General features: G+C 59.3%; 19 protein-coding genes and 5 pseudogenes. 5 read left to right on the top strand and 19 right to left on the bottom strand.

Going from position 1 to position 20572, the window contains the following annotated elements:
• Window positions 1-49: 49 nt before the first annotated feature.
• From RYZ20_RS15590 to RYZ20_RS15565, 6 genes and pseudogenes are all read right to left on the bottom strand, one after another.
• Entirely contained in the window at window positions 50-733 is a 684-nt protein-coding gene (locus RYZ20_RS15590) for a DUF6629 family protein (protein WP_173495904.1), read from the bottom strand.
• 3 nt (window positions 734-736) lie between these two features.
• The gene (locus tag RYZ20_RS15585) at window positions 737-964 is read right to left on the bottom strand and encodes a hypothetical protein (protein WP_136340468.1); all 228 of its coding nucleotides are present in this window, start codon (window positions 962-964) and stop codon (window positions 737-739) included.
• An 84-nt stretch (window positions 965-1048) separates the two neighbouring features.
• Window positions 1049-1546: pseudogene (locus tag RYZ20_RS15580) on the bottom strand (YcbK family protein); the annotation flags it as partial.
• A gap of 20 nt (window positions 1547-1566) precedes the next feature.
• On the bottom strand, window positions 1567-2811 hold the full coding sequence (locus RYZ20_RS15575; RefSeq protein WP_317675111.1) for a radical SAM/SPASM domain-containing protein: 1245 nt from the start codon (window positions 2809-2811) through the stop codon (window positions 1567-1569).
• Window positions 2811-3443 carry a hypothetical protein gene (locus RYZ20_RS15570; protein WP_317675109.1) on the bottom strand — a complete coding sequence of 211 codons (633 nt, stop codon included), beginning with the start codon at window positions 3441-3443 and terminating at the stop codon, window positions 2811-2813. Before RYZ20_RS15570 ends, RYZ20_RS15575 begins: the two co-directional genes overlap by 1 nt.
• 1 nt (window position 3444) lies before the next feature.
• Window positions 3445-3723: a hypothetical protein gene (locus RYZ20_RS15565; protein WP_317675107.1), complete on the bottom strand. Its 279-nt coding sequence runs from the start codon at window positions 3721-3723 to the stop codon at window positions 3445-3447.
• 458 nt (window positions 3724-4181) lie between these two features.
• Here RYZ20_RS15565 and RYZ20_RS15560 point away from each other — a divergent pair, with 458 nt between their 5' ends.
• Window positions 4182-4556: a recombinase family protein gene (locus RYZ20_RS15560; protein WP_317675105.1), complete on the top strand. Its 375-nt coding sequence runs from the start codon at window positions 4182-4184 to the stop codon at window positions 4554-4556.
• Here RYZ20_RS15560 and RYZ20_RS15555 read toward each other — a convergent pair.
• Window positions 4550-4840 (bottom strand): annotated as a pseudogene (locus tag RYZ20_RS15555) (transposase); the annotation flags it as partial. The gene RYZ20_RS15560 and the pseudogene RYZ20_RS15555 overlap by 7 nt on opposite strands.
• Window positions 4841-4939: 99 nt before the next feature.
• The gene (locus tag RYZ20_RS15550) at window positions 4940-5851 is read right to left on the bottom strand and encodes a LysR substrate-binding domain-containing protein (protein ID WP_317675103.1); all 912 of its coding nucleotides are present in this window, start codon (window positions 5849-5851) and stop codon (window positions 4940-4942) included.
• A gap of 128 nt (window positions 5852-5979) precedes the next feature.
• Between RYZ20_RS15550 and RYZ20_RS15545 the strand changes: the two genes are divergently transcribed.
• Window positions 5980-7212 (top strand): aminopeptidase P family protein, encoded by a 1233-nt coding sequence (locus RYZ20_RS15545; protein WP_317675101.1) that lies wholly within the window; start codon window positions 5980-5982, stop codon window positions 7210-7212.
• Between the two features lie 306 nt (window positions 7213-7518).
• Here RYZ20_RS15545 and RYZ20_RS15540 read toward each other — a convergent pair.
• From RYZ20_RS15540 to RYZ20_RS15530, 3 genes and pseudogenes are all read right to left on the bottom strand, one after another.
• Window positions 7519-7839: pseudogene (locus RYZ20_RS15540) on the bottom strand (Tn3 family transposase); the annotation flags it as partial.
• 709 nt (window positions 7840-8548) lie between these two features.
• A pseudogene (locus RYZ20_RS15535) lies at window positions 8549-8704 on the bottom strand (phage major capsid protein); the annotation flags it as partial.
• 121 nt (window positions 8705-8825) lie between these two features.
• The gene (locus RYZ20_RS15530) at window positions 8826-9425 is read right to left on the bottom strand and encodes a hypothetical protein (protein WP_317675097.1); all 600 of its coding nucleotides are present in this window, start codon (window positions 9423-9425) and stop codon (window positions 8826-8828) included.
• A gap of 239 nt (window positions 9426-9664) precedes the next feature.
• Here RYZ20_RS15530 and RYZ20_RS15525 point away from each other — a divergent pair, with 239 nt between their 5' ends.
• Together RYZ20_RS15525 and feoB are read left to right on the top strand one after the other, a co-directional pair.
• Entirely contained in the window at window positions 9665-9964 is a 300-nt protein-coding gene (locus tag RYZ20_RS15525) for a ferrous iron transport protein A (protein ID WP_317675095.1), read from the top strand.
• On the top strand, window positions 9961-12303 hold the full coding sequence (feoB, locus tag RYZ20_RS15520) for a ferrous iron transport protein B (RefSeq protein ID WP_317675093.1): 2343 nt from the start codon (window positions 9961-9963) through the stop codon (window positions 12301-12303). The genes RYZ20_RS15525 and feoB overlap by 4 nt, the downstream gene beginning before the upstream one ends.
• 91 nt (window positions 12304-12394) lie before the next feature.
• Here the strand turns inward: feoB and RYZ20_RS15515 are convergent.
• A pseudogene (locus RYZ20_RS15515) lies at window positions 12395-12556 on the bottom strand (transposase); the annotation flags it as partial.
• Window positions 12557-12564: 8 nt separating this feature from the next.
• On the opposite strand from RYZ20_RS15515, the gene RYZ20_RS15510 reads away from it, so the two are divergent.
• Complete coding sequence (locus RYZ20_RS15510) at window positions 12565-12789, top strand: hypothetical protein (RefSeq protein ID WP_317675091.1); 225 nt, start codon at window positions 12565-12567, stop codon at window positions 12787-12789.
• Window positions 12790-12890: 101 nt separating this feature from the next.
• On the opposite strand, the gene galU is transcribed toward RYZ20_RS15510, so the two are convergent.
• From galU to RYZ20_RS15475, 7 genes are all read right to left on the bottom strand, one after another.
• Window positions 12891-13715, bottom strand: coding sequence for a UTP--glucose-1-phosphate uridylyltransferase GalU (gene galU / locus RYZ20_RS15505; RefSeq protein ID WP_317675089.1), 825 nt, complete (start codon window positions 13713-13715; stop codon window positions 12891-12893).
• Between the two features lie 83 nt (window positions 13716-13798).
• Window positions 13799-14782, bottom strand: coding sequence for a UDP-glucose 4-epimerase GalE (galE, locus tag RYZ20_RS15500; RefSeq protein WP_317675087.1), 984 nt, complete (start codon window positions 14780-14782; stop codon window positions 13799-13801).
• A 95-nt stretch (window positions 14783-14877) separates the two neighbouring features.
• Window positions 14878-15531, bottom strand: coding sequence for an ABC transporter ATP-binding protein (locus RYZ20_RS15495; RefSeq protein ID WP_317675085.1), 654 nt, complete (start codon window positions 15529-15531; stop codon window positions 14878-14880).
• Window positions 15532-16314: an ABC transporter permease gene (locus RYZ20_RS15490; RefSeq protein WP_317675083.1), complete on the bottom strand. Its 783-nt coding sequence runs from the start codon at window positions 16312-16314 to the stop codon at window positions 15532-15534. It lies immediately after the preceding gene.
• The gene (locus tag RYZ20_RS15485) at window positions 16311-17516 is read right to left on the bottom strand and encodes a KpsE/RkpR family capsule polysaccharide export protein (protein ID WP_317675081.1); all 1206 of its coding nucleotides are present in this window, start codon (window positions 17514-17516) and stop codon (window positions 16311-16313) included. Before RYZ20_RS15485 ends, RYZ20_RS15490 begins: the two co-directional genes overlap by 4 nt.
• Window positions 17513-19522, bottom strand: coding sequence for a capsular polysaccharide biosynthesis protein (locus tag RYZ20_RS15480; protein ID WP_317675122.1), 2010 nt, complete (start codon window positions 19520-19522; stop codon window positions 17513-17515). The genes RYZ20_RS15485 and RYZ20_RS15480 overlap by 4 nt, the downstream gene beginning before the upstream one ends.
• A 91-nt stretch (window positions 19523-19613) precedes the next feature.
• A complete protein-coding gene (locus RYZ20_RS15475; RefSeq protein ID WP_317675079.1) occupies window positions 19614-20342 on the bottom strand; it encodes an NAD-dependent epimerase/dehydratase family protein in 729 nt (242 codons plus the stop codon).
• Between the last annotated feature and the right edge of the window lie 230 nt (window positions 20343-20572).

The raw sequence follows: 20572 nt of genomic DNA, 5'->3' as shown, positions 1-20572 counted from the left end.
ACTGGCCGATAGGCGCCCGGTGCCGCCCGTGATCGGCGCGGCGCTGTGGTCACGCCTCGAAGACCCGGCGCTGCGCTAGTTTAGGAAGCCGCCACATCATCAAGGCGAGATAAGCTGAGCTGATGGCGGCAAGGTAACACCAGACCGACTTGAAGGCATAGCCCGCGAAGAGCATGGTAAGCAGCATCGAGGCGGCGACCAGGATTCCGAACGGTCGCACGCCGGGTGCCGAGGATGTCAGGAGCGGTAGGCAGACGACGCAGGCATAGATGGCTATCAGGACCGCGCTCGGAACCAGGCTGCCATAGATCAGGCGCGTCTCGTAGAGGAGCGAGCCGTGAACGACATCGACTCCGAGCCGGTCGGGGCTGGCCAGAAGCGGCAGGAACAGCGACAGGCCAAAGACCGCGCCGAACAGCAGGATTCCCAGAAAAGCCCGCCGCAGGTCTTTCCGGTGTTCGAGCGGGATCACCGCAAGCGGCGCCAGCACCAGCCAGACGACATAGGCGAAGAACAGGAAGACCATTGCGGCGCCGAGCGAAAAATGCCCGTCCGGATCATCCAGGCTCAACCAGACCAGACCCTCGGATATCTGTTGCACCCCGAACATGACGGGAAACGAGGCCAACACCAGATAACGCCGGTCCGTCGTGCAGGCATGCCGCAGCGCAAGCCCGCCAAGCGGTATAAGGACGGCGGCAGCGCCGAAGCTCACGGTTGCCGATATGCACATGGTTCACTCCCCTTGGCATGCTCCTGCGGCTTGTCGGGCACTGGTTTCCAAAGAGTTTGTGCCACCTGTTTGTTCGAGGCCCTTGCGCCGCTCGATCTTTTCAAAATTGGCGAACAACGTAAATACGCAGGAATTCGCGGGAAATCCCTTGCCGCAGAACTTGCCGATCCAACTCCTTATGGGGGAGATCGTGCTTCGCGCGCCGGACCGCCGGCGCGCGAGCAGGAACATGAGCCCGGCGAGAAGGAAGGCTCCGTAGCGCAGCGCCCCCCCACACCCACGGGCTGGCCGTGATCCTGCCTAGGAGGACGGCAGTCACCGCCGCCCCCGGCGCCAGTCGTCGAGGCGGGCATAGATGGTGACTGCGATGCCACAGAGTGCCACCGCGATGAACACCCAGCGCAGAGTGTCGAGATACGGCACCAGCGGCAGGATGGCGGATTGCGTCTCGGCCAGGACGCCCTGTGCCACCTCGACGCCCGCCGCGCCCAGCGTCGCCACGCCCGCCGTGCCACCACCCTTCATCGTGCGGCTGTCGGCCAGCACCTCGCGGGCGGGCGGCGCCTCGGCTGCGAATGCGGTCGCTCGGACCGGGAAACGCTCGCCCCACTGGCGTGCGGGGCCGAGGTCCACATGGATGAACCCCGAGCGCGGATAGAAGCCGAAGCCGAGGAACCCGACCTCGCGCGCCGCGGCCTCGAAGGCCACTGGGTCGTGGTTCGCCATGGCGATGTCAAACGCCGCACCCTCCTTATGCTTCAAGCGGATTGAGCCGCCAACGTCACGTTTGTGCTCAGGGCTGCGATAAGGGGAGAATCCGCTGGACCAACCAGTCAATGATCAGCAGCGCCGCAACCGGCAATCCCTTCCACCCCAACCACCCTCATCCCCGTCAAATGCCAGACCGCCGCCATCATGACCCCCATGTTGAAGGCAAACTCGTTGGCGCAACTCTGCTTGAAGAACTCCCCCTCGAGGAACATGCAGGACCCTTTGCAGAGCTGAACGACGGGGCATGACATGCATTCGTCCCGGAAGGCAAAATGCGTCGCGGTATCGAGCGCGATGGCGTCAAAGTCGGCAACATGGCCAATCTTGTGCGCCCCCTTCGCACCGGTGTTTTGACAAGTCATGACGTTCCCGCGCAGGTCGACGGCAATGGCGTCGGGGCTGTCCATCCCGCATTTTTGGCCAAGCGCTTCGATGGGCCGCCGACGCTGAATCGAAGAATAGAATTCGTTGATGCGCTCGCCGAGGCCAAAGGCGTTGGGGTCCTCTGCCAGCGCCTCGAAGATCGACCGCGTCAGGCTGTTCAGTTCGGCAGGCTCGAACCGCCCCGTCCCGATGGCGGTCGCTGCGTCATAGACATTTACGACGCCCTCGAGCCCGACGAAGATGTCCGGCCCGACTTTTTCGGCGAACCATGCCTTGAGGGCCCGAAGGTCATGATGCTGGCGCGTCAGAACCGCGTTAAACCCGGTCTTTTCGGGGCGCTCGGCCAGCAGGGTTTGGATCCAGTGGCTCTGGTCAGGATCGTCGAACGGATCCGGCCCGCGCAGATGCTGACCAGGCCCGTCGTGTGAGATCGTGATTTCAATGTCGTATTGCGCGATGAAATCCAGCTTTTCGCGGTCAAGGAGCGATCCATTCGTGATGATCGAGAAGCGCGCCGCCGGAAAGCGCTCAGCCAACGCCGGCACCAACCGCTTGATCTTGGCCCAGTACAGAAACGGCTCGCCGCCCCAAAGCTCGATCTTTTCCGGGGCGTCGGTGATCCAACTGTCGAGCTGGGTCAGAAAGTGCTCGACATCGGCCAGCTTCGAGACCGTGGCATCGGCGATCTGGAAGGCCTGGCTGCAATAGCTGCAGACATAGTTGCACGAGAGCCCGAGCTGGATTTTCAGCACGCGGGGCGCGCGAGATTTGCCGAGCGGTTTGTCTTTGGCTACGCGCGGGATCGGCGCGAAAATTCCCGGTTCGACCGGCAACGGCAGCCCCTCACACTCCGACGTATGGGGGTTGTAGCGCACGGTCTGTCGGCTGCCATCCCGCGCTTCCAAGGTCATATCAAACCACATCAGTCAAAAAGCCTTTCTTCGATCGCGCTGGGCAGGGTAACGCGAAAGTTCGCGACGACCTGCACATGGGGTGCGCTGCCCTCATAGGGGTGCTGGTTGTGGGGGATATGGGAGGGGAAGAAGACCGAAAGCCCCGGGCGCGGGTTGACCGAGAAGCCATGGCGGCTCTCATAAGGCAGCCGCCCCTCATCAAAGTACCGCGATGGGTCCTCGATCACGAAGCGCGGATTGCCGACGCTGTTCACTGGCTGCCCCGCGCCACCGCCAGTCAGGAAGTGGACGCAGGCCAGATCGCCCTCCCGGCTGTCCTTATGCGTTGAAATGAAGGCGCCGGGCTGCATCACCAGCGCACGGTTTTCACAATGGTGGGGGTCGAGGTATGCGGCCCAGTCCCCAAGCCCCGCCCGCGCACAGGCGAAGAGATGCGCCTTCAACGCTTGCCCTACTGCGCTGCCATCCAGAATACCCCGCACCCGGCGTTTCGCGGCGCTGGGCGGTTTTGCAGTTTCCCCGAGCCCCGCCGCCGCAATTGCCTCCTCGGCCAGAAGCCGGTTCACCTCCCAGTCAGGCGGGGTTTCAAAAAAGCTGACCCGCGTGGGCCAGAGCTCAAGTGTTGTCGCGCGCACCTCCATCTCAGCACCGGCAATTGCAATTGCAGTTGAAGCCCTTACGGACCCCCGTCACCGTGACATCCCCCGCCGTGCCACCGCCCGAGAGACTGTCGATGTAGCAATTGTAAACAATATTCGTGCCGCTTGTTCCCGCGACATAGGCGCCTCCGGTGATCGCGCTGTTCACAACAGTCACGGAGGTGAGTGTCCCCGCACCAATGGCGGGCTTGTTGGCAATGCGCGACCAATCCACATTGCCGCTGTCGTCGATGACGATGGTGGTTCCAACCTTATAGGCCATGGCTGCCGCCTTTCTGAATGTTGAGAATCTCCCGGAGGGAGCCAACCTGGCCGCTAACTCTCTCCCGTGTCAGAGGCAGCCAGTGCGCGTTTGAGCGAAACGCTGCGTGACGTTTTTGCGGCTGATCGGGAGAGTATTGTGGCGCAGCTCAACAGCCTGCGGCATCGCAATCGAGAGGATCGACAGAAGCGCAAAGGCCCTGACATGCCCCCTGCCCCGGCCTGATGGCAGCCATCAACTGGCCGCAGCATTTTTTGCTTCCCTGAGCGGGGTGCCAAAATGTAAGCGAACCCCATCACGTTGACATAGCGACATTTTTTAAACGCCGTGGTGGAGCCCGGCAAGATGAATTCGCCCATATCCCTCCTTCTGGTCTTCCTGAACCAGTTCTTTATGCCGCGGCACAATGCGCAACTGAGACTGCTGAAAGCCCAGATCGATATCTTGCGGGCACGCATATGAAATACGGCTGGGTCGCTTCGGCCACGATGCTGGCGAAGGAACTGCGACGGGAGGGGTTTCGCAGCAAGCAGGGCACGTTGATCGACAAGGGCTACCTTTACCGGGTGCTTCGGAACCGCGTCTATCGCGGCGAGGCCGTCCACAAGGGCAAGGCCTATCCCGGCGAACACGACGCCATTGTCACCGACAAGGTCTGGGATCAGGTCGACGCGATCCTGCAGGGCAACCGCCACGCGCGGTCCAGCAACAGCCGCATGCAGACGCCCGCGCCGCTGAAGGGCCTGATCTTCACCGACACCGGCGCGGCCATGACCCCGACCGCGACCAAGAAGCGCGGCAAGCTCTACCGCTATTACGTGTCGATGAGGTAGGTCGCATCAATCATGATCGTCGTCTGCACCGCCGCCTCTGCGGCCAATCCTTCGAAAATCCTGCCGAACACCCCCATGTCGCTCCAGCGTTTCCAGCGGTTGTAAAGCGTCTTGTGTGGGCCATATTCCTTGGGCGCATCGCACCATCGCAAGCCATTGCGATTTATGAAGATTATTCCACTCAAGACACGCCGATCATCGACCCGAGGTTTGCCGTGGCTCTTTGGAAAGAAAGGCTGAAGCCGTGCCATCTGCTCATCAGTCAGCCAGAAAAGTGTGCTCATAATGCCCCCATCAGTTCGGGAGCGTGAATCACACAGCCAACAAGTTCTCAAGCCGATTAATGGGTCCTGAGCCTAGCAAACGCCCGGAACTTGTTCAGATCAACCGAACCACTTCTCAATTGCAGTCTGCGATTGTGACATGGCCCAATCCGAGAATTTGCGGATCTGCGCCTGCACGGCCAGGGGTGCGCGTTTGGACGTGATGAGGTAATAATCCGAGCCATAGACCATCGGTTCCTCCGCTAGGCTCACAAGGGCACCGATGTCCAGATCCGCCTCGATCATCGCGCGCGGGCAAAGCGCGACCCCCTGTCCCGACAGGGCCGCCGCGCGCAAAAGGTTGAAATCCTCGAATGTCGCGCCTGATAGCTTTTCGGACGTTGCGTGGCCCACATGCGTAAACCAGCGCTCCCAACCGGTCGTATCAGCATCGTGCAAAAGACCCAGCCGTTTTAGATCCTCGGCTGAGCGTGGATGGTCGGATTGCGCCAGCAGGGCAGGGCTGCACACAGGCAGGGAATCGCCGCGCAGGAAAAGCTGCGCCTCGATCATCGGCCCGGTTGGCAGTTCCGGAAGAAAGCTGAACGCGACATGAACATCAGAGAAATTGATGTCATAGCCGTGCATGGCATAGACGATGCGCGTCTCGATCTCGGGGTGGTCGGCACGAAATTGCGACAGGCGCGGGATCAGCCAGCACATCGCAACCGACGGAATGGCCGCGATCACCAGCGGCTGATTGCCGGGACCGACCCGCGCAAGTTGGCAAGCAGCGTCGATATCGGACAAGCTGCGCGACAGCGTATTCGCCAATTCCAGACCATGCGGCAAAAGGATCGTCCGGTTGCCCACGCGCACAAAAAGCGGGCCGCCCAGCCAGCTTTCAAAGTTGCGAATCTGGTGACTGACCGCGGATTGCGTGACGAAAAGCGCGTCCGCCGCGGCCTTGAAAGAGCCAAGCCGCGCCACCGCTTCGAAGGCGCGCAGTGCGTTGAGGGGGGGCAAAGCCATGAAATCGCCTGTAGATGAGAAAAACTAAACCTAGTGTTACGTAACATCGTTTGACCAAACCGGGCAAGGAATGCTGTTTTCGCGCAAGAAGTGGCCCTGCGGTCACGATGGATCAATTGGAGGTTTTCATGGAACGCGAACGTCTACAGAATTACGTCGGCAACGGCGACAAGGGCAAAGGCACATTTTCCGACGCGGAGATGCAGCGCCGCCTTGACGGCATCCGCGCGCATATGGCCAAGGCAGGCATAGATGCCGCGCTGTTCACCAGCTATCATTGCGTGAATTATTATTCCGATTTCATCTACTGCCAGTTCGGCCGCCGCTACGGGTTCCTTGTCGATCACGACATCGCAACCTCGATCAGCGCCGGCATTGACGGTGGCCAGCCCTGGCGGCGCACCTTCGGTGGTAAGAACGTCACCTATACGGATTGGCAGAAGGACAACTATTTTCATGCCATCCGCACCCTGCTGCCCAGCGGCGCCAAGCGGATCGGGGTCGAGTTCGATCACATCACCATCGACACGCTGACCCTGCTCAAGGCCGAATTCCCGTCGGTGGAGTTTGTCGACATCGCGGCGGCGTCGATGCGCCTGCGCATGATCAAATCCGCCGAAGAGATCGCGCATACCGAAAAGATGACGCGCATCGCCGATATCGGCGGCGCGGCCTGTGTCGAGGCAACCGCTGTGGGCGTGCCCGAGCATGAGGTGGCGCTTCATTCCACTGCCACGATGGTCCGCGAGATTGCGAAGGTCTGGCCGGATGGCGAATTGCTCGACACCTGGACCTGGTTCCAGTCCGGCGTGAACACCGATGGCGCGCACAACCCCGTCACCAGCCGCAAGATCAAGCATGGCGATATCCTGTCGCTCAACTGCTTCCCGATGGTGGCAGGCTACTACGTTGCGCTTGAGCGGACGTTGTTTGCCGAACATGCCAGCGACGCGCATATCGCCATGTGGGAACTGAATTGCAAGGTGCATGACCGCGGCAAGGAATTGCTGGTGCCGGGCAACAAGTGCTCCGACATCGCCAAAGAACTGAACGAAATCTACGCCGAGGCCGATCTGCTGCAATATCGCAGCTTTGGCTACGGTCACTCTTTCGGCGTGCTGAGCCATTACTATGGCCGCGAAGCCGGTCTGGAACTGCGCGAGGATTGCGACACCGTTCTGGAAAAAGGCATGGTCGTGTCGATGGAGCCGATGATCACCATCCCGGAAAACATGGCCGGCGCCGGTGGCTATCGCGAACACGATATCCTTGTGATCGAAGAGGCTGGCAACCGGAACATCACCGGCTTCCCCTACGGCCCCGAACACCTGATTGTGAAGGGCGCCGCCAAGGCCGCCTGATCCGAACACCAAAGTGCGCCCCGGCCAGATGGTTCGGGGCGCGTGTCGTTTCAATGCAGTTCATTGCATATCGAAGGGAGGAAACATGTTCTTCGATTCCTGGGTTCTCGACTGGTTCGCCATCCTGAACATCGCCACGCTGGCCTTGGCCGTGATCGGCCTGATTTTCGAGCGCGCCACGCCAAAATAAACGACCTGACGGTTTATCGCGCGCATCATGCGCGCTTCCACCCAAATTTTGGAGGAGTGACAGGTGGATACCATTCCCTACATGGGGTCGTCTCAGAAAACGGAAAAAATCGTACGCTAAGCCGGTTGCAGCGGTCGTAGCGGCCTGAACTTGCCCGCGCCGATCTTGGCGCTGCTGCGCCAGAGGTAATCGCCGGTCAGATTGATGTGCTCCCAGCCCAGGGGCGACAGGTACTGCAACAGCGCATCATCGACGGCATGGCCGTTGTTGCGCAGTCCGTGTGCCGCCCGTTCCAGATAGACCGTGTTCCACAGCACGATGGCGGCCGTCACCAAGTTGAGGCCGGAAGCGCGGTAACGCTGCTGCTCGAAACTGCGGTCGCGGATTTCACCAAGACGGTTGAAGAACACGGCACGGGCCAGCGCGTTGCGGGCTTCGGGCGCGCCTGATACGTCAGGCTCGATCTGGATATACCAACCAGCCTGCACGCCCGCCGTTGCGTGAATTGGTGCTCTGTCACCAGAGTCTTCACAGCATCCCGGCGGGCGGCAGGCGTTATGAGTTTTTTGCCAGAAGGCCTTTGAGACCGGCGTTGTCGAGCATGGCATCCGCCAACATAGGGCGCGCTCAGGGTGAGGGTGCTGCCGGGCTGGATGTAGTTCTTCATTGCGAGGGTCCTTTCAGAATACGGACGGACGGCCCGATAACCATCCGTCGGGAAGTGGTTGAATCGTTCGGAGTTCTATAGGCTACTTGCAGCCTTCTTCGCAGCCGCGCTCAAAGACTTCGAAGCTACGGATCAAACATGATAGGCTGCTTGAGTTTCTTATGAGGGAGGCCACTGATGGCTGTTCCACCGCGTATCCCTTCTGATGGTCAGACACGCTTCCGCAGAAGGATGTGGACTGAGTGGCTTTTGGCCGCTTCAGAAACAGAGCGCGCTGAATGGCTTGCCCAATTCAGCCCAGATGAGAGAGAACTCTGGGTTCGACGTATGGCAGAATACCAAGGTCGGAAAAGGCGCCCCGCCTCTACACCATCGGAAACGCCCCGTGGCTTCTCGAGAGAGGAGCTTAAGCGTATCGACTGGGACACAACCTGAATCCCAGCTCCCGATTTCCCAAGTAGATGCGGTTGTGTCCGGGCTTACGCGCCCGGGTTCTTGTAGAGGCCGCGCCAGTCGATGGCCTTGGCGCCGAAGTCGAGGCGGCACTTGATCTCGACGCCGTCCACATCGAAGCCATTGCGTGTCTCGATGTAGGCGCCCTGCTGGCCCTCGAGATACACCTCTTTAGAGGTGTCGTCATGTCGTCTAGCTGGTTGTCCAGTTTGAGTAATGATTATGCCGTTTACTTGGATTGCCGGAAGAAAAGAGCGGCACGAATGCCGCCCCTACATGTCTTTGTTTAACTGAGCGATCCACTTAGAAACGATGTTCGAAGTTCAGCTGGAGCCCCGTTCGGGTACTGTTGCCTACACGATCAGCAATAATCTTGGCGCTGAGGTTGGTAAGTTCGTCTTCCGATGTGCTATTGAGGCCGAACTCCGCACCGCCACCGCACTCTTCTCTCGTGACCGCGGTCTTAACCTGCTCACAGATCAGGCGCGGTGCAAAGCTTGCTGTTCTGGTGGCATCCATCGGGATGATAACCTCAGGTCGGAAGGTCAGATTGGCAATTGACACACTCCCCGCATCAAGGCTGAGCGTATTATCCACCAGACCATAGGCAGTCCCCGTGAACCCCACGTTGCCGATCCACGTCTTGCCATAGCTAAAGGCCAGTTCAGGATGAAACTCGTAGCTGTCGTAGTCATACACACCCGACAGAGCAGCGCCAATTGTCGCTGTACGCGTGGTGTAGTCGCTTTCCAGCGCAAGGCTGTGTCTACATTTTGGCACCCCTCTCAGATAGGGCCAAAGACGCTCGGCACAGCACGTGACCGAGACGGGCGGAACCCAAGGGCCGAAGCGATCCGTTTGAACCGTATGTTTGCGCCAACCTGACCAGCCGGGCAGCCGCACGATGCCCCCCGAGATCATGACGACCGAACACCGTGGTGCCCCTGTGTACAGCAGCGTTACGGCGCGGTTTCGAGCATGAAATGATGGTCACCCGGTTGGCACCCTCCGAAGCACGCACACCGCCCGATTTGCGCTCCAAAGCGCCCTGCAACCAGTACTCAATCTCGGGTTACGACTTGACTTGGGTCAATTCCGACAAAATAGATCGGCATTATAACTGCGAGGAACAGGAGACGCCCATGTCACAGTTTCGCCTAACACAGTCGGCTGGTTCCACTGCCTCTGATGGTCATTGCCCGCTGGCCAAGGCACAGGTGGGCACGCGCTATTTTATCCATTCGCTTGGTGACAATTTTGAGAACCGGCTCGAGCTTATGGCTGCCGGGCTGGCGCCGGATCAGGAAATTGATGTGCTTTCGGTCTGTCAGAGGCGCCATTGCGTCGTGGCGTGCGGTCCAATCCGGGCGGCGATCGGGGCGGATCTTGCGCATTGCGTCACGCTGCGCGCCTGCGATGTGCGCGGTGAGGCGTCTTCATGAGCTGTAACACCTGCGCCCTCAAGGAGGCAGGAGCCTGTGGCATCGGCCCGATTGGAATGACTTCGGCACGGGTGTATCTTCTTGGCCCTCCCAATTCAGGCAAGTCCACTCTTTTTAACCGGCTGACCCTCGCAAATCAGACGGTCGGCAACTGGCCGGGCGTGACGGTGGATCGCAAAGCCGGCTGTGTGCGACTTGGCGCTATTGACGCAGAGATCGTTGACCTTCCGGGTGTGTCCAGCCTTTCGTCACCAACCGCGGAGCGCATTGATGAGCGTGTAGCGCGCGAGGCGATCCTGACAACCAGATGTGATGTCCTTCTCGTTGCGGTAGATCTTACGGCGCCGCATCGCGGGCTTTCGATGCTTTTGCAGGCGATGGATTGCGGCATTCCCGTGACCGCAGTTCTGACCAAGGCGGACTATTGGGATGCGCAGATCATGGCGAGTGCCGCCGAACGTCTTCATAAGGCGCTCGGGATCGGGGTTTTTCCGGTGTCTTCACGCACCAATGACGGGCTGGAGGCCGTGCGCCGCGAGCTTGAGGGGCTGCTGTCATTCCCGCCGGGGGTATCGGGGGCGCCAGCGGGCGCCGATATCGAAATAGCAACCCTGTCCGAAGCCATCGCGGCAACTCAGTCGCCGCTTGCCAATCACCCCGTCGCATCAGCGCGTCGATTGCTTGAGCGCGACAAGCTCGCCTCCGAACTCGCGCCACGCCAGATCCTTGAGCTGCGCGATAATCTTTGCGCCATTGCGGAAGATCGTGATGGCGTCGCGTTTGATATGCGCCTTACCCAGTCGCCGATCATACGCGCGGGGACGCTGGTTGCTGCGCTTGAGATGCCGGCTCCGGTCAGCAAACGATTCTGGTCGGACCGGATTGACCGCGTGGCCCTGTCCAGACGCTGGGGGATGCTTGTCTTCCTTGCGGTGATGTACATGGTGTTCTTCGTGTCGATCAACCTGGCGACAGTGTTCATCGACCTGTTTGACGGGCTTGCGCAGGCGGCGTTCGTGGATGCGCCGGGACTTCTTTTGTTCCGGCTCGGGCTGGACGGGGGGTTGCTGTCTGTCGTGCTTGGCGCTGTCGGGACGGGGTTACAGACCGTGGCGACATTCGCGCCGGTGGTCGGGTTCCTGTTCCTGTGTCAGATACTGCTTGAGGAAAGCGGCTATATGACCCGCGCCGCCGTGGTGGCGGACCGCATGATGCGCCGCCTTGGCCTTTCGGGGCGCGCGTTCTTGCCGCTTATTCTGGGGTTTGGGTGCACCATCCCGGCCATTCTTGCCACGCGCACACTTGATACGCGGGCGGAACGTGTGATGACCGCGCTCATGGCTCCTTTCATGTCCTGCGGGGCGCGTTTGCCGGTCTATGCGCTCTTTGCTGCGACCTTTTTCCCGTCTTCGGGACAGAATATCGTATTCGCTCTCTACCTGCTCGGGGTGGGGGTCGCGCTCTTTACGGGCTGGGTACTTGCTCCGCGGCTGATTTCGGGCACACCGCGCCCTCTGGCGATCGAGTTGCCGGTCTATCAATTCCCGGAAATGGGGGCAGCGCTTCGCCTTTGTTGGGCGCGGCTGAAGCAGTTCGTCAGCGAGGCAGGCAAGACGATCGCCATTGCCGTGACGCTTCTGTCTCTGCTCAATTCCTTTGCGCCGGATGGCTCGATCGGGAATGAGGGCAATGGTCAGTCTATCCTTGCCCAGAGTGCGCGCATGGTAACGCCTGCGCTTGCACCGATGGGGATCGGCGAAGACAACTGGCCAGCCGCGGTGGGGCTTGTGACGGGTATCTTCGCCAAGGAAACCGTCGTGGGCACGTTGCAGGCGCTCTATGTATCTGAGAATGACAGCGGCGCCCGGCCCGATCCTCTGGGAACGGCAGGCGCGGCGCTGCACAATCTCGCAGGTGCTGGGGCAGGTCTTCTGACGGCTCTGGTCGATCCGCTCGGGGTTGATATCGGGCCGATTGCGAGTTTCGCAGAAGCAGCAGAAGCGCAAGACGTCGAGGCAACCTTGTTTACCGAGCTGCGGAGCCGGTTTGACAGTGCAGCAGGGGCATTTGCCTACATGGTGATGATCCTGCTCTATGTCCCCTGTGTCGCGGCCCTCTCGACGGTATGGCGTGAAATCGGAGGCGGCTGGGCAACGGTTTCGGCGGTCTGGTCGACCTTCCTTGCCTATGGGGCGGCGGTAGTCGCTTACCAAGCGGGCACATTCACCCTGCACCAGACCCAATCGGGGATCGCCATCGCGGTAGTTCTTACGCTGCTGGGAGTGGCGGTCGTTCTTGCGAGATCGGTTGCGCGCCCCAGGAACATCGGCGCCGTATGACTGGGAATAGCAAGACGAGGAACCACCCCGCTCTGTTCCACCTCATACTGCCGCAAGACATCCCAATTCGGGTGTTCAGGCTCAGGCCTCTTAGCCAGATCAAAACGGTTGCGGCGAGAGCGATGGCGGAGAGAAAGGCCTTTAGGCATCTGTCGTAGCATGTTGCTACCCTTCGCCAGTCCTTAAACCAGCCGAACATGATCTCGATGCGGTTGCGGCGCTTGTATCGGCGCCTGTCGTGTTTAATGGGCTTGGGGATGAATGACCCAACAGGCCCGCAACACTCTGATGTGGTGCGAAAAACAAGGCATCACGCCGGAGTTTCTGATCCGCGATGCCGACACCAAATTCAGCGCCAGCTTCGACACTGTTTGGACATCAGAGGCAGCTCGTGTCCTCCAAATCCCGCACAGGGCGCCGGACGCAAACGCCTTCGCAGAATCCTCGGAGCGGATGGGTCTGACGCCCAACTCTCTTTCGCCCTAACTTATTGAAATAATTGATGCGAGGCTGAATTCGCAAATCATCTGGTCCGATCAGAACTGGGAGCGAACCAACCGAAAGCTCCTTTGACTCATAGCATAAACTCAAACCAACCCATCCCGCTGCGCTACATGCATGATGGCGTGCAAGAATCCTTTCACAGACCCGCAGTCGAACCGCTGGCCGTTCAGCGTCACGGCCTCCACCTGGCCGGCGGCGGCTTGGGCGTTGATCGCGTCTGCCAATTGGATTTCACCGCCTGCGCCGGGTGCTTGGTCACGCAGGATCTCGAAAATGTCAGGCGTGAGGACATAGCGACCGATTGAAGCCAGGTTCGACGGCGCCTGCTCGAAGGCGGGCTTTTCGAATAGGCCCGCGACACTGCCAGCGCCAGTCCCAGGCTGCACCACACCGTATTTCGAGATGTCGGGCCCATCGACCTCCATCACCGACAACTGCGTTCTCCCTGAGGTTTCATAGCCTTTAACCAGATCGGCCGTCACGCCCGCTCCTTCGTAGGTCAGGAAGTCGTCTGCTAAGAGCACCGCAAAAGGATCATCGCCAACGGCGCGCTCGGCGCAAAGGACCGCATGGCCCAGACCGAGCTGTTCCGGCTGACGCACGAAGATGCATTCGACACCATCAGGCAGAATGCTGCGCACCATTTGCGCTTGCTCATTCTTGCCTTTGGCCCGGAGTGCGGCTTCCAGTTCCTGATTGCTGTCGAAATGGTCCTCGATCGCCCGTTTGTTGCGCCCCGTGACGAAAATCAACGTGTCGATCCCCGCCGCGATGGCCTCTTCGGCCGCATATTGGATAAGCGGCTTGTCGACGATTGGCAGCAGCTCTTTCGGCATGGCCTTGGTGGCGGGTAAGAAGCGAGTGCCGAACCCGGCAACGGGAAATACGGCTTTACGAACGGATTTCATAGTGGGGGGAGCTTTCAGAACGTCGTCTTTTGTTGAAAATTTCGAGGTCGGTGATTTTGGTGAATTACCGGGAATCCTGGGCGCTACCCAGAATAGCCGTCGGTCTGATACCAGCGCCAGGCATCGGCAATCATTTGCTGCAGGGTCGAGCGCTCCGGAGACCAGCCCAATTCTTCGGCCGCGCGCCGGCTGCCGGAAACCAGTGCCGCGGCATCGCCCGCCCGGCGCGGACCAAAGCTGTGCGGGACGTAATGGCCCGTCGCGGCTTTGCATTCAGCAATCACCTCTTTGACCGAGAAGCCGGTGCCTGTTCCCAGGTTGAACACCCGGCTACCTTTGCCCTCGAGAAGCCATTCAAGGCCTTTGATGTGGGCATCGACCAGATCCATCACATGGACATAGTCACGCACACAGGTGCCGTCTGGCGTGGGGTAATCCGTGCCATAGATGGTCAGGGCGTCCCGTTTGCCAGCGGCGGCCTCGATCATCACCGGGATCAGGTGGGTTTCTGGCTGGTGCCACTCACCGACTTCGGCTTCAACGTCGGCGCCCGCAACGTTGAAATACCGGAACACCACCGCCTCAAGGCCGTGGCTCACGCCGAAGTCGCGCAGGATCTCTTCGACCGCGCGTTTGGAAGCGCCATATGCATTGAGCGGCATCTGGGCGCTCTGTTCATCGAGCACGACGCCGTCTTGGTCGCCATAGGTCGCGCAGGTCGAGGAGAACACCATGTGCTTGCAACCTGCCGCCACCATGGCCTCAACGAGGTTGAGAGAACCCAGCACGTTGTTGCGCCAGTAGCGGCCCGGCTCGCGTGTCGCCTCGCCCACTTGGCTCAGCGCCGCGAAATGCATCACCGCCACGGGTTCATATTTGGCAAACGCCCCATCCAGCGCGGCGCGATCAAGCAGATCGCCCTGTACAAAGGGGCCGAACTTCACGGCACTGGCCCAACCTGTAACCAGGCTGTCGAAGGTAACCGGGACATAGCCCTGCTGCGCCAGCAGTTTGCAGGCGTGAGAGCCGATATAGCCGGCGCCGCCCGTGACCAAGACATGTTTCATTGGATCTGCCCTTTAAATTGCTGCTTATTTTTGTGGCTTTTTTTCAGATTGACTGAAGTTGGTTTGGCGGATGGTGAAACGGAATCTTCGGCACATCATGTATTGAGCTCCTTGTAGGCGAGAAGAAGGTCATCGGTCCGATCGAAGAACCGGATGCGACTTCCCTCCAGCAGCAAGCCGCAGTCGCAATATTGTTCAATGGTGCTAGGTGAGTGAGAAATCATGATGATCTGGCTCCTGGCGAGCTTGTCCTGAAACACAGCTTTGCTTTTTTTCTTGAAATCTTCGTCTCCAACGGCGGTGACCTCGTCGATCAGGTATACATCGAAGTCGATCGCCATGCTGAGGCCGAAGGCCAATCTGGCCTTCATGCCGCTCGAATAGGTCTTGATCGGCAAGCGCAGTGACGGCCCCAGTTCAGCAAATTCGGTGACGTAGGAGATGACGCGCACCGGGTCCTGCCCATAGATGCGCGACACGAAGCGGATGTTCTCGATGCCGGTCATGCTGCCGTTGAAGCCGCCGGAAAACCCCAGTGGCCATGACACACGTGATGTCCGGAAGACCTGGCCAAGGCTCGGCGGCTCTATGCCGGCCATAAGGCGCATCATCGTAGATTTACCCGCCCCATTTTTTCCCATGATCCCGACATTGCGACCCGCGGGAAACGCAAAGGAAAAATCGGACAGGATCGTCTTTTTCACCCCTCCCACTCGGTAGTATTTGCTGACCTTGTCGAAGACGAGCATCTAATATCTCGCCTGCCGAAACAGCCGCTCGCCGGCCAACCCCACCACCAGCATCCCTGCCCCCACACCGACCGGATACCAGACATCAAGGAGCGTTGAATTGTAGTTCGGGTAGAACCCGTGCCGGAACCATTCGACAAGGTGTAGCACGGGGTTCCATTGCAGCACCTCGCGAGCCTGTGGGGGGAGTTGGCTCGGGACGTAGAAGATCCCGGAGACAAAGAACAACGGCCGTGTCAGAATCTTTTCAATCTGAGTCCACGTGTCCCACAGCGATGCGATTACGGCGTTGAGCGTGCCAAAGCCCATGCCCAGAAGGAAAGCCGCCAGGAATGCCAAGATGACATGCTCAGGATGAGCGGGGAGTGGCGCCAGGTTCAGGGCGATCAGCGCGGTGTAGAAGACGACCATGATCACCACGTAGGTGGCGGCCACCAACACGGCCCGGGCGATCAACGTGTCGACATCTTTGATGATCGGATACGTCAGCAGGGCCCGGTTTGCATCGAATACAGTCATGAGCTTATTCGAGAGTTCACTGAAGAACTGTAGCGTGAGGATACCCGTCGCGAAAAACAGGGCCAGACTAGATCCAAAGGGAGGCTGACGGCCGATTATGCTGAAGAGGAACACCAGCAGGCCAACGCCAACTGTGGGGGTGATGATCGCCCAGACATAGCCGAAGGGCGATGTTCCAAAGGTCGCGCGGGTTTCGCGCAAAACGAGGCTGGCGATCACGCGCAATTGCAGCGACAGAAGCTCTTGAGTGCTGACCAGCCTCATGTAAGGTGGTCCCGAACGGAATATGTCATCAGCGCGCCTATCCCCCATGCCGCGACCAATGCGAAGCCAAGGATCAGGAGGTTGCGGATGCTGCGGGGATATTGTGCGGATTCAGGCGCCTGTGGCTGCAAATGAACCGCGAGATAGCGTTGTTGTCGGTCGGCATCCCTCCGCGCCTGCTCGAGCGACGTCAAAGCCGATGCGTAGGCCTGTTGGGCCAGACTGCGTTCGACCTCCAGTTCCTCGTAGAGAGCCAGCTGCTGGCTGACAGCGCTCACACCGCTTTCTCCAAGGACCTCGCTGCCGATCGCCTCACGACGTTCAACGATCTGGGCGGCCAGCGCCTCTGCGTTGCGTCGCAGCGCGGTGAGACTGGGCGCGTTTTCGTCGAGGGTCTGGCGCAAGGCGGCAATGCGGGCATTGACGTCGATAAGGCGCGCCTCGAGGCTCGCGATCAGCTCGATTTCGAGCGCAGCACTTGCAGACGGGTCGACGGATTGCTCGGAGGCGCGGAAATCGCGAATTGCGCTGAGTGCCTGCCGCAAGCGGGCCTCCTGAAGTTCCACCTCTTCCCGTGCAAAACGGAGTGCGTCTCGTCGAGCGTTCGCGGAGAGTTCATTCACCAGGGTTTGGGTCAGACGCAGAACCGATGCTGCCATTTCCTGCGCATGTTCCGGGCTGAAGGATTGAACCTCAAACTCGATGATCCCAGAGGTAGGGTCGAATTGAGTGTAGATGCGCCTGTTCCAGTACTCGAGGAAATCCTCGACTGTTGCATCGGCATCCAGCCGAGACAGCGGATCAACCTCGCGTGACGAATAAACGCCACGCAGACCAAGTTCGAGATCCACCGCCTCCAGAAGTTCGCGACTGCCTAGATAGCTCAGAACGATATAGGAGTCCGATGTCGTCGAGCCGGTGCTGGCAAGGCCAGTCAAGGCGCCAATGCCGTCGATTCCAGCGTTCGTATCGATGCCGCGGATCGAAAATCCTGCGCGGGCCGCATAACGGTCAGTGGCGAAGAACGCGTAGTAGAGGGTAGCAGCCATGAGCGGTAGAACCACGCAAAGGATAAACGACACAAGTAATCTGCTGGGGCGGCGATTCTCCTGCCGATCACTCGCAGCGGTCGCCGCCGCGTTTCCGAGCGCAAGCACTTTGCCCTTTGGCTCCGATTGCTTGTCGTTCTTGGCACTGGTCATCGCATGTTTCCCTTAAGCTTCAGCCAAGCCACAATGGCGCTCCGCAAGATCTTGCGATGCAAACTCCGGCGCTGGGGGCCACAGTTTGCCATGGCAGCAAGCTGTTCCACCGCATGCTCGGGCTCGACAAAGCAGTCCCGCTCATAATTGAAATATCGAGGGTAAGAGATCAGAGCCCCGTGAACCAATTCTGCGACGGTCAATCGTCGTGTTCGGCGGGGGCACGGTATCCTGTCTTCCGTCAGCCCCCAGCCCGCGTAGAAGGGAAGACCGTGGCAGACGACCTTCGCACCCCGGATCAGCGCCTCGAAGCCCAACAGCGAAGTCATCGTATGTACTTCATCAACCTGGCCCAGGAATTGGCCTAGAGACACTGGTCGTGCTAGGACTTCATCGGCAAGAGCCAGCGCGGCCCGCTCTCCATCACCTTGGCGGCGGAGGCCAGCCAAAACATCGGGGTGCGGCTTGTAGACGATATAGGCGGATGGGTTTTCCAGCCTGACGCGTCTGAGAAGTTCGACATTGGACCTGACTTCTGGCGAGCCGAGCCGGATCGAGGCGTCCGTTTCGACCTGGCCGACCACGAGAATTACCGGGCTATGCCCATTTGGGCGATCCCAGGTTTCATTACCCAGGTTGTATTTTGAAAGGTCGAGCTCAATGATCCTGTCGCGGAGTCCATTCGCACGCCGGACCGCCGCATCTTCCAGCACCTGCGTTTCGAGAATGCGCTCCAACTGCGACGGGCGCGTGGCGTCGTAGTAGATCCCGATATTGTCGATGACCAGCGATAGCGGCCGCACGAGGTCGGCGCCCAGGCCCGAGGAACGCAGGAAACCGTCTTCGATCCGCAGAACGTTGCTCGTTTCCGGTGCATCGGGAAATTCAGCACTTCCCCAGACTGCTATGGTTTGAGACTCACCTGTGCAGGGATGGTTGACGAGACTCTTCACGAAATTAACATCAGAACCTTGCAAGAAGGCCGCAATGAAAGGCCGCTTCCAGTGAGAAAACCCGATAGCCGTGATCTGCTCCGGAAACTCTTGCCGCTTACGCCGTTGCAGTCCTACATGCCGAAACGCAACCTCAGGCTCGCAGCGCTGCATTGTGACAGGGTTTATGTAGCGCGGGTACTTGACCAGTGCAGCGTGCACCAGTTGCTCAAGCGTTACCGGCTTGCGGCGGTCGGGCGCGGGCAGCTCATCTTCAGTCAAGCCCCAGCCAGCGTAAAAAGGCATTCCAAAGCAACGCACGCGCTTGCCCCAGATCAGCGCCTCAAACCCCATCTGTGAGGTAACGGTGTATACTGCATCTGCATGTTTAAGCAACGAGACCGGGTGCACGGAATCTGCAATCACGCGGACTTTATTATTAGCCAAAAGCACCGAGATGTCGAAGTACCCTTTCTTGCCACGCGTCATGACGTCAGGGTGTGTTTTCAGAATGATGCCATGTTCGGGGTATTCGTTGAGGGCAGCCTGCATCATGTGGACGAAACTCTGCACGTCCGCGCAGCCATGGCTGATGGATGCATCACCGAGTGTCTGATCACACACGAGGACGTAGCGGCTTGGCAAAGGTTCCGGGAGATCACGCTCCGCGTTGTACTTCGAGAGGCGCTCAGAGCGCCACATCGCGATAATGCTGCGCGCCCGCTCAAATTCGACTTGCGACAGAGTGGTTTGCGAGAGACTCTCAAGGTCGCTGGGTTCGGTGCAGTCGTAGTAGATGCCTTTTCCGTCAAGCACGAGAGACACTGATGATTCACAGCGACCAACTGAGCGTAGAAACCCATCCTCCACGAGGCGAAATGCCCGCCCATGATGCGCAGCCAATGACATCGCACGCCGGCCGGACCATTTTCGTCCCCAACCCAATATCGTGTTTCCCTTCAAGCGCAGGACACGACTGTAAAACACTGGGGTGGCTCCAAGGACGGTCGACAATGGTAGCGATCGCGCCAAGAGCAAGCTGGTGCATGCATATTCGATCTTATGCGATGCCATCGCCGTGCGCAGACATTGCAAACACCAATGGGGCGCGGATAAAAATCGTGCGCACCATTTGAGCAAGATCGAGGGAAGGCTTGGCACATTTTCAGCCATCTGCCCGGAACCCCGATCTTGCGAGCCATCGCTGAGTGTAGCACCGCTGGCAGGCACCGTCCGGTGTTGGGTAGCCCGTCCCCAAAACTTCAACCCGCTCACGGATACCTAGCGCCGCCTGACAAGCGACATTAATGAAATGCGTAGCGTTGTGCGTAGACGTACCGTTCCAGCCTTTCGGATCCGCTCCTGCAACGCTGAAATAGCGCAGTGCTCCAAATTTCAGCCTATGTGTTGCAGCTACATCGGCAAGTGTGATTCCGCTCAAAGGCCTGGAACGGTCATGCAGCGAAATCGAAGAAAATTGAGTTTCTTCCCGCACGGGGTCCAAGTTGGCCACGCCGTAAACAGGAACAGTTGACGAGAGAATATACTTCACGCCAGCGTGCACTGCCGCCTCAATCAAATTGTGCGAAGCGGCGGTGTTGTTGGCATAATACCTGAGCGAACCCTCGGCCGATTGTGGCACAGCGATGGAGCCAACAAAATGGATAATGTCAGAAATTCCGTACTCGACGCCATGCGCCTTGATGAGCGGTATGTCCGCGAGATCACCCCTGACCACTGCGACATGCCTATCTACGGCGCATTCATGTCCAGTGCTCAAATTGTTGAGCACGACGACGCGCTCTCCGGCATCAAGCAGGTCGCGTACCATGAGGCTGTCGCTATAACTCGCGCGACCGGTAATGATGCTCGCTCGAGCAATTACTTTCGCCATAGAAACACCTCTACGGCAAATTGGAAATGGTGCAGACAACCTGCCTTGGGTCGTTCCTACGCACTTCAATTTTCATTAGCCGGAAGGACGGATCGACGCATTTGAATACTGTCCGTCGTCAGATAATTTGGGACAGTTGAGCGCGCTTTCGTTTGGAGGCTCTGGCTCATCCTTGATTGAGTTTATGCGTTTTCAGTTTGGTGGCGCAAGCGCCGCTTGAGCATGGTTTT

This window comes from Pseudothioclava alba (genome assembly GCF_033100795.1).
Taxonomy (GTDB): domain Bacteria; phylum Pseudomonadota; class Alphaproteobacteria; order Rhodobacterales; family Rhodobacteraceae; genus Pseudothioclava.
The sequence above is the reverse complement of the archived record's forward strand: the minus strand, read 5'-3'. Positions and strand labels throughout refer to the sequence as shown.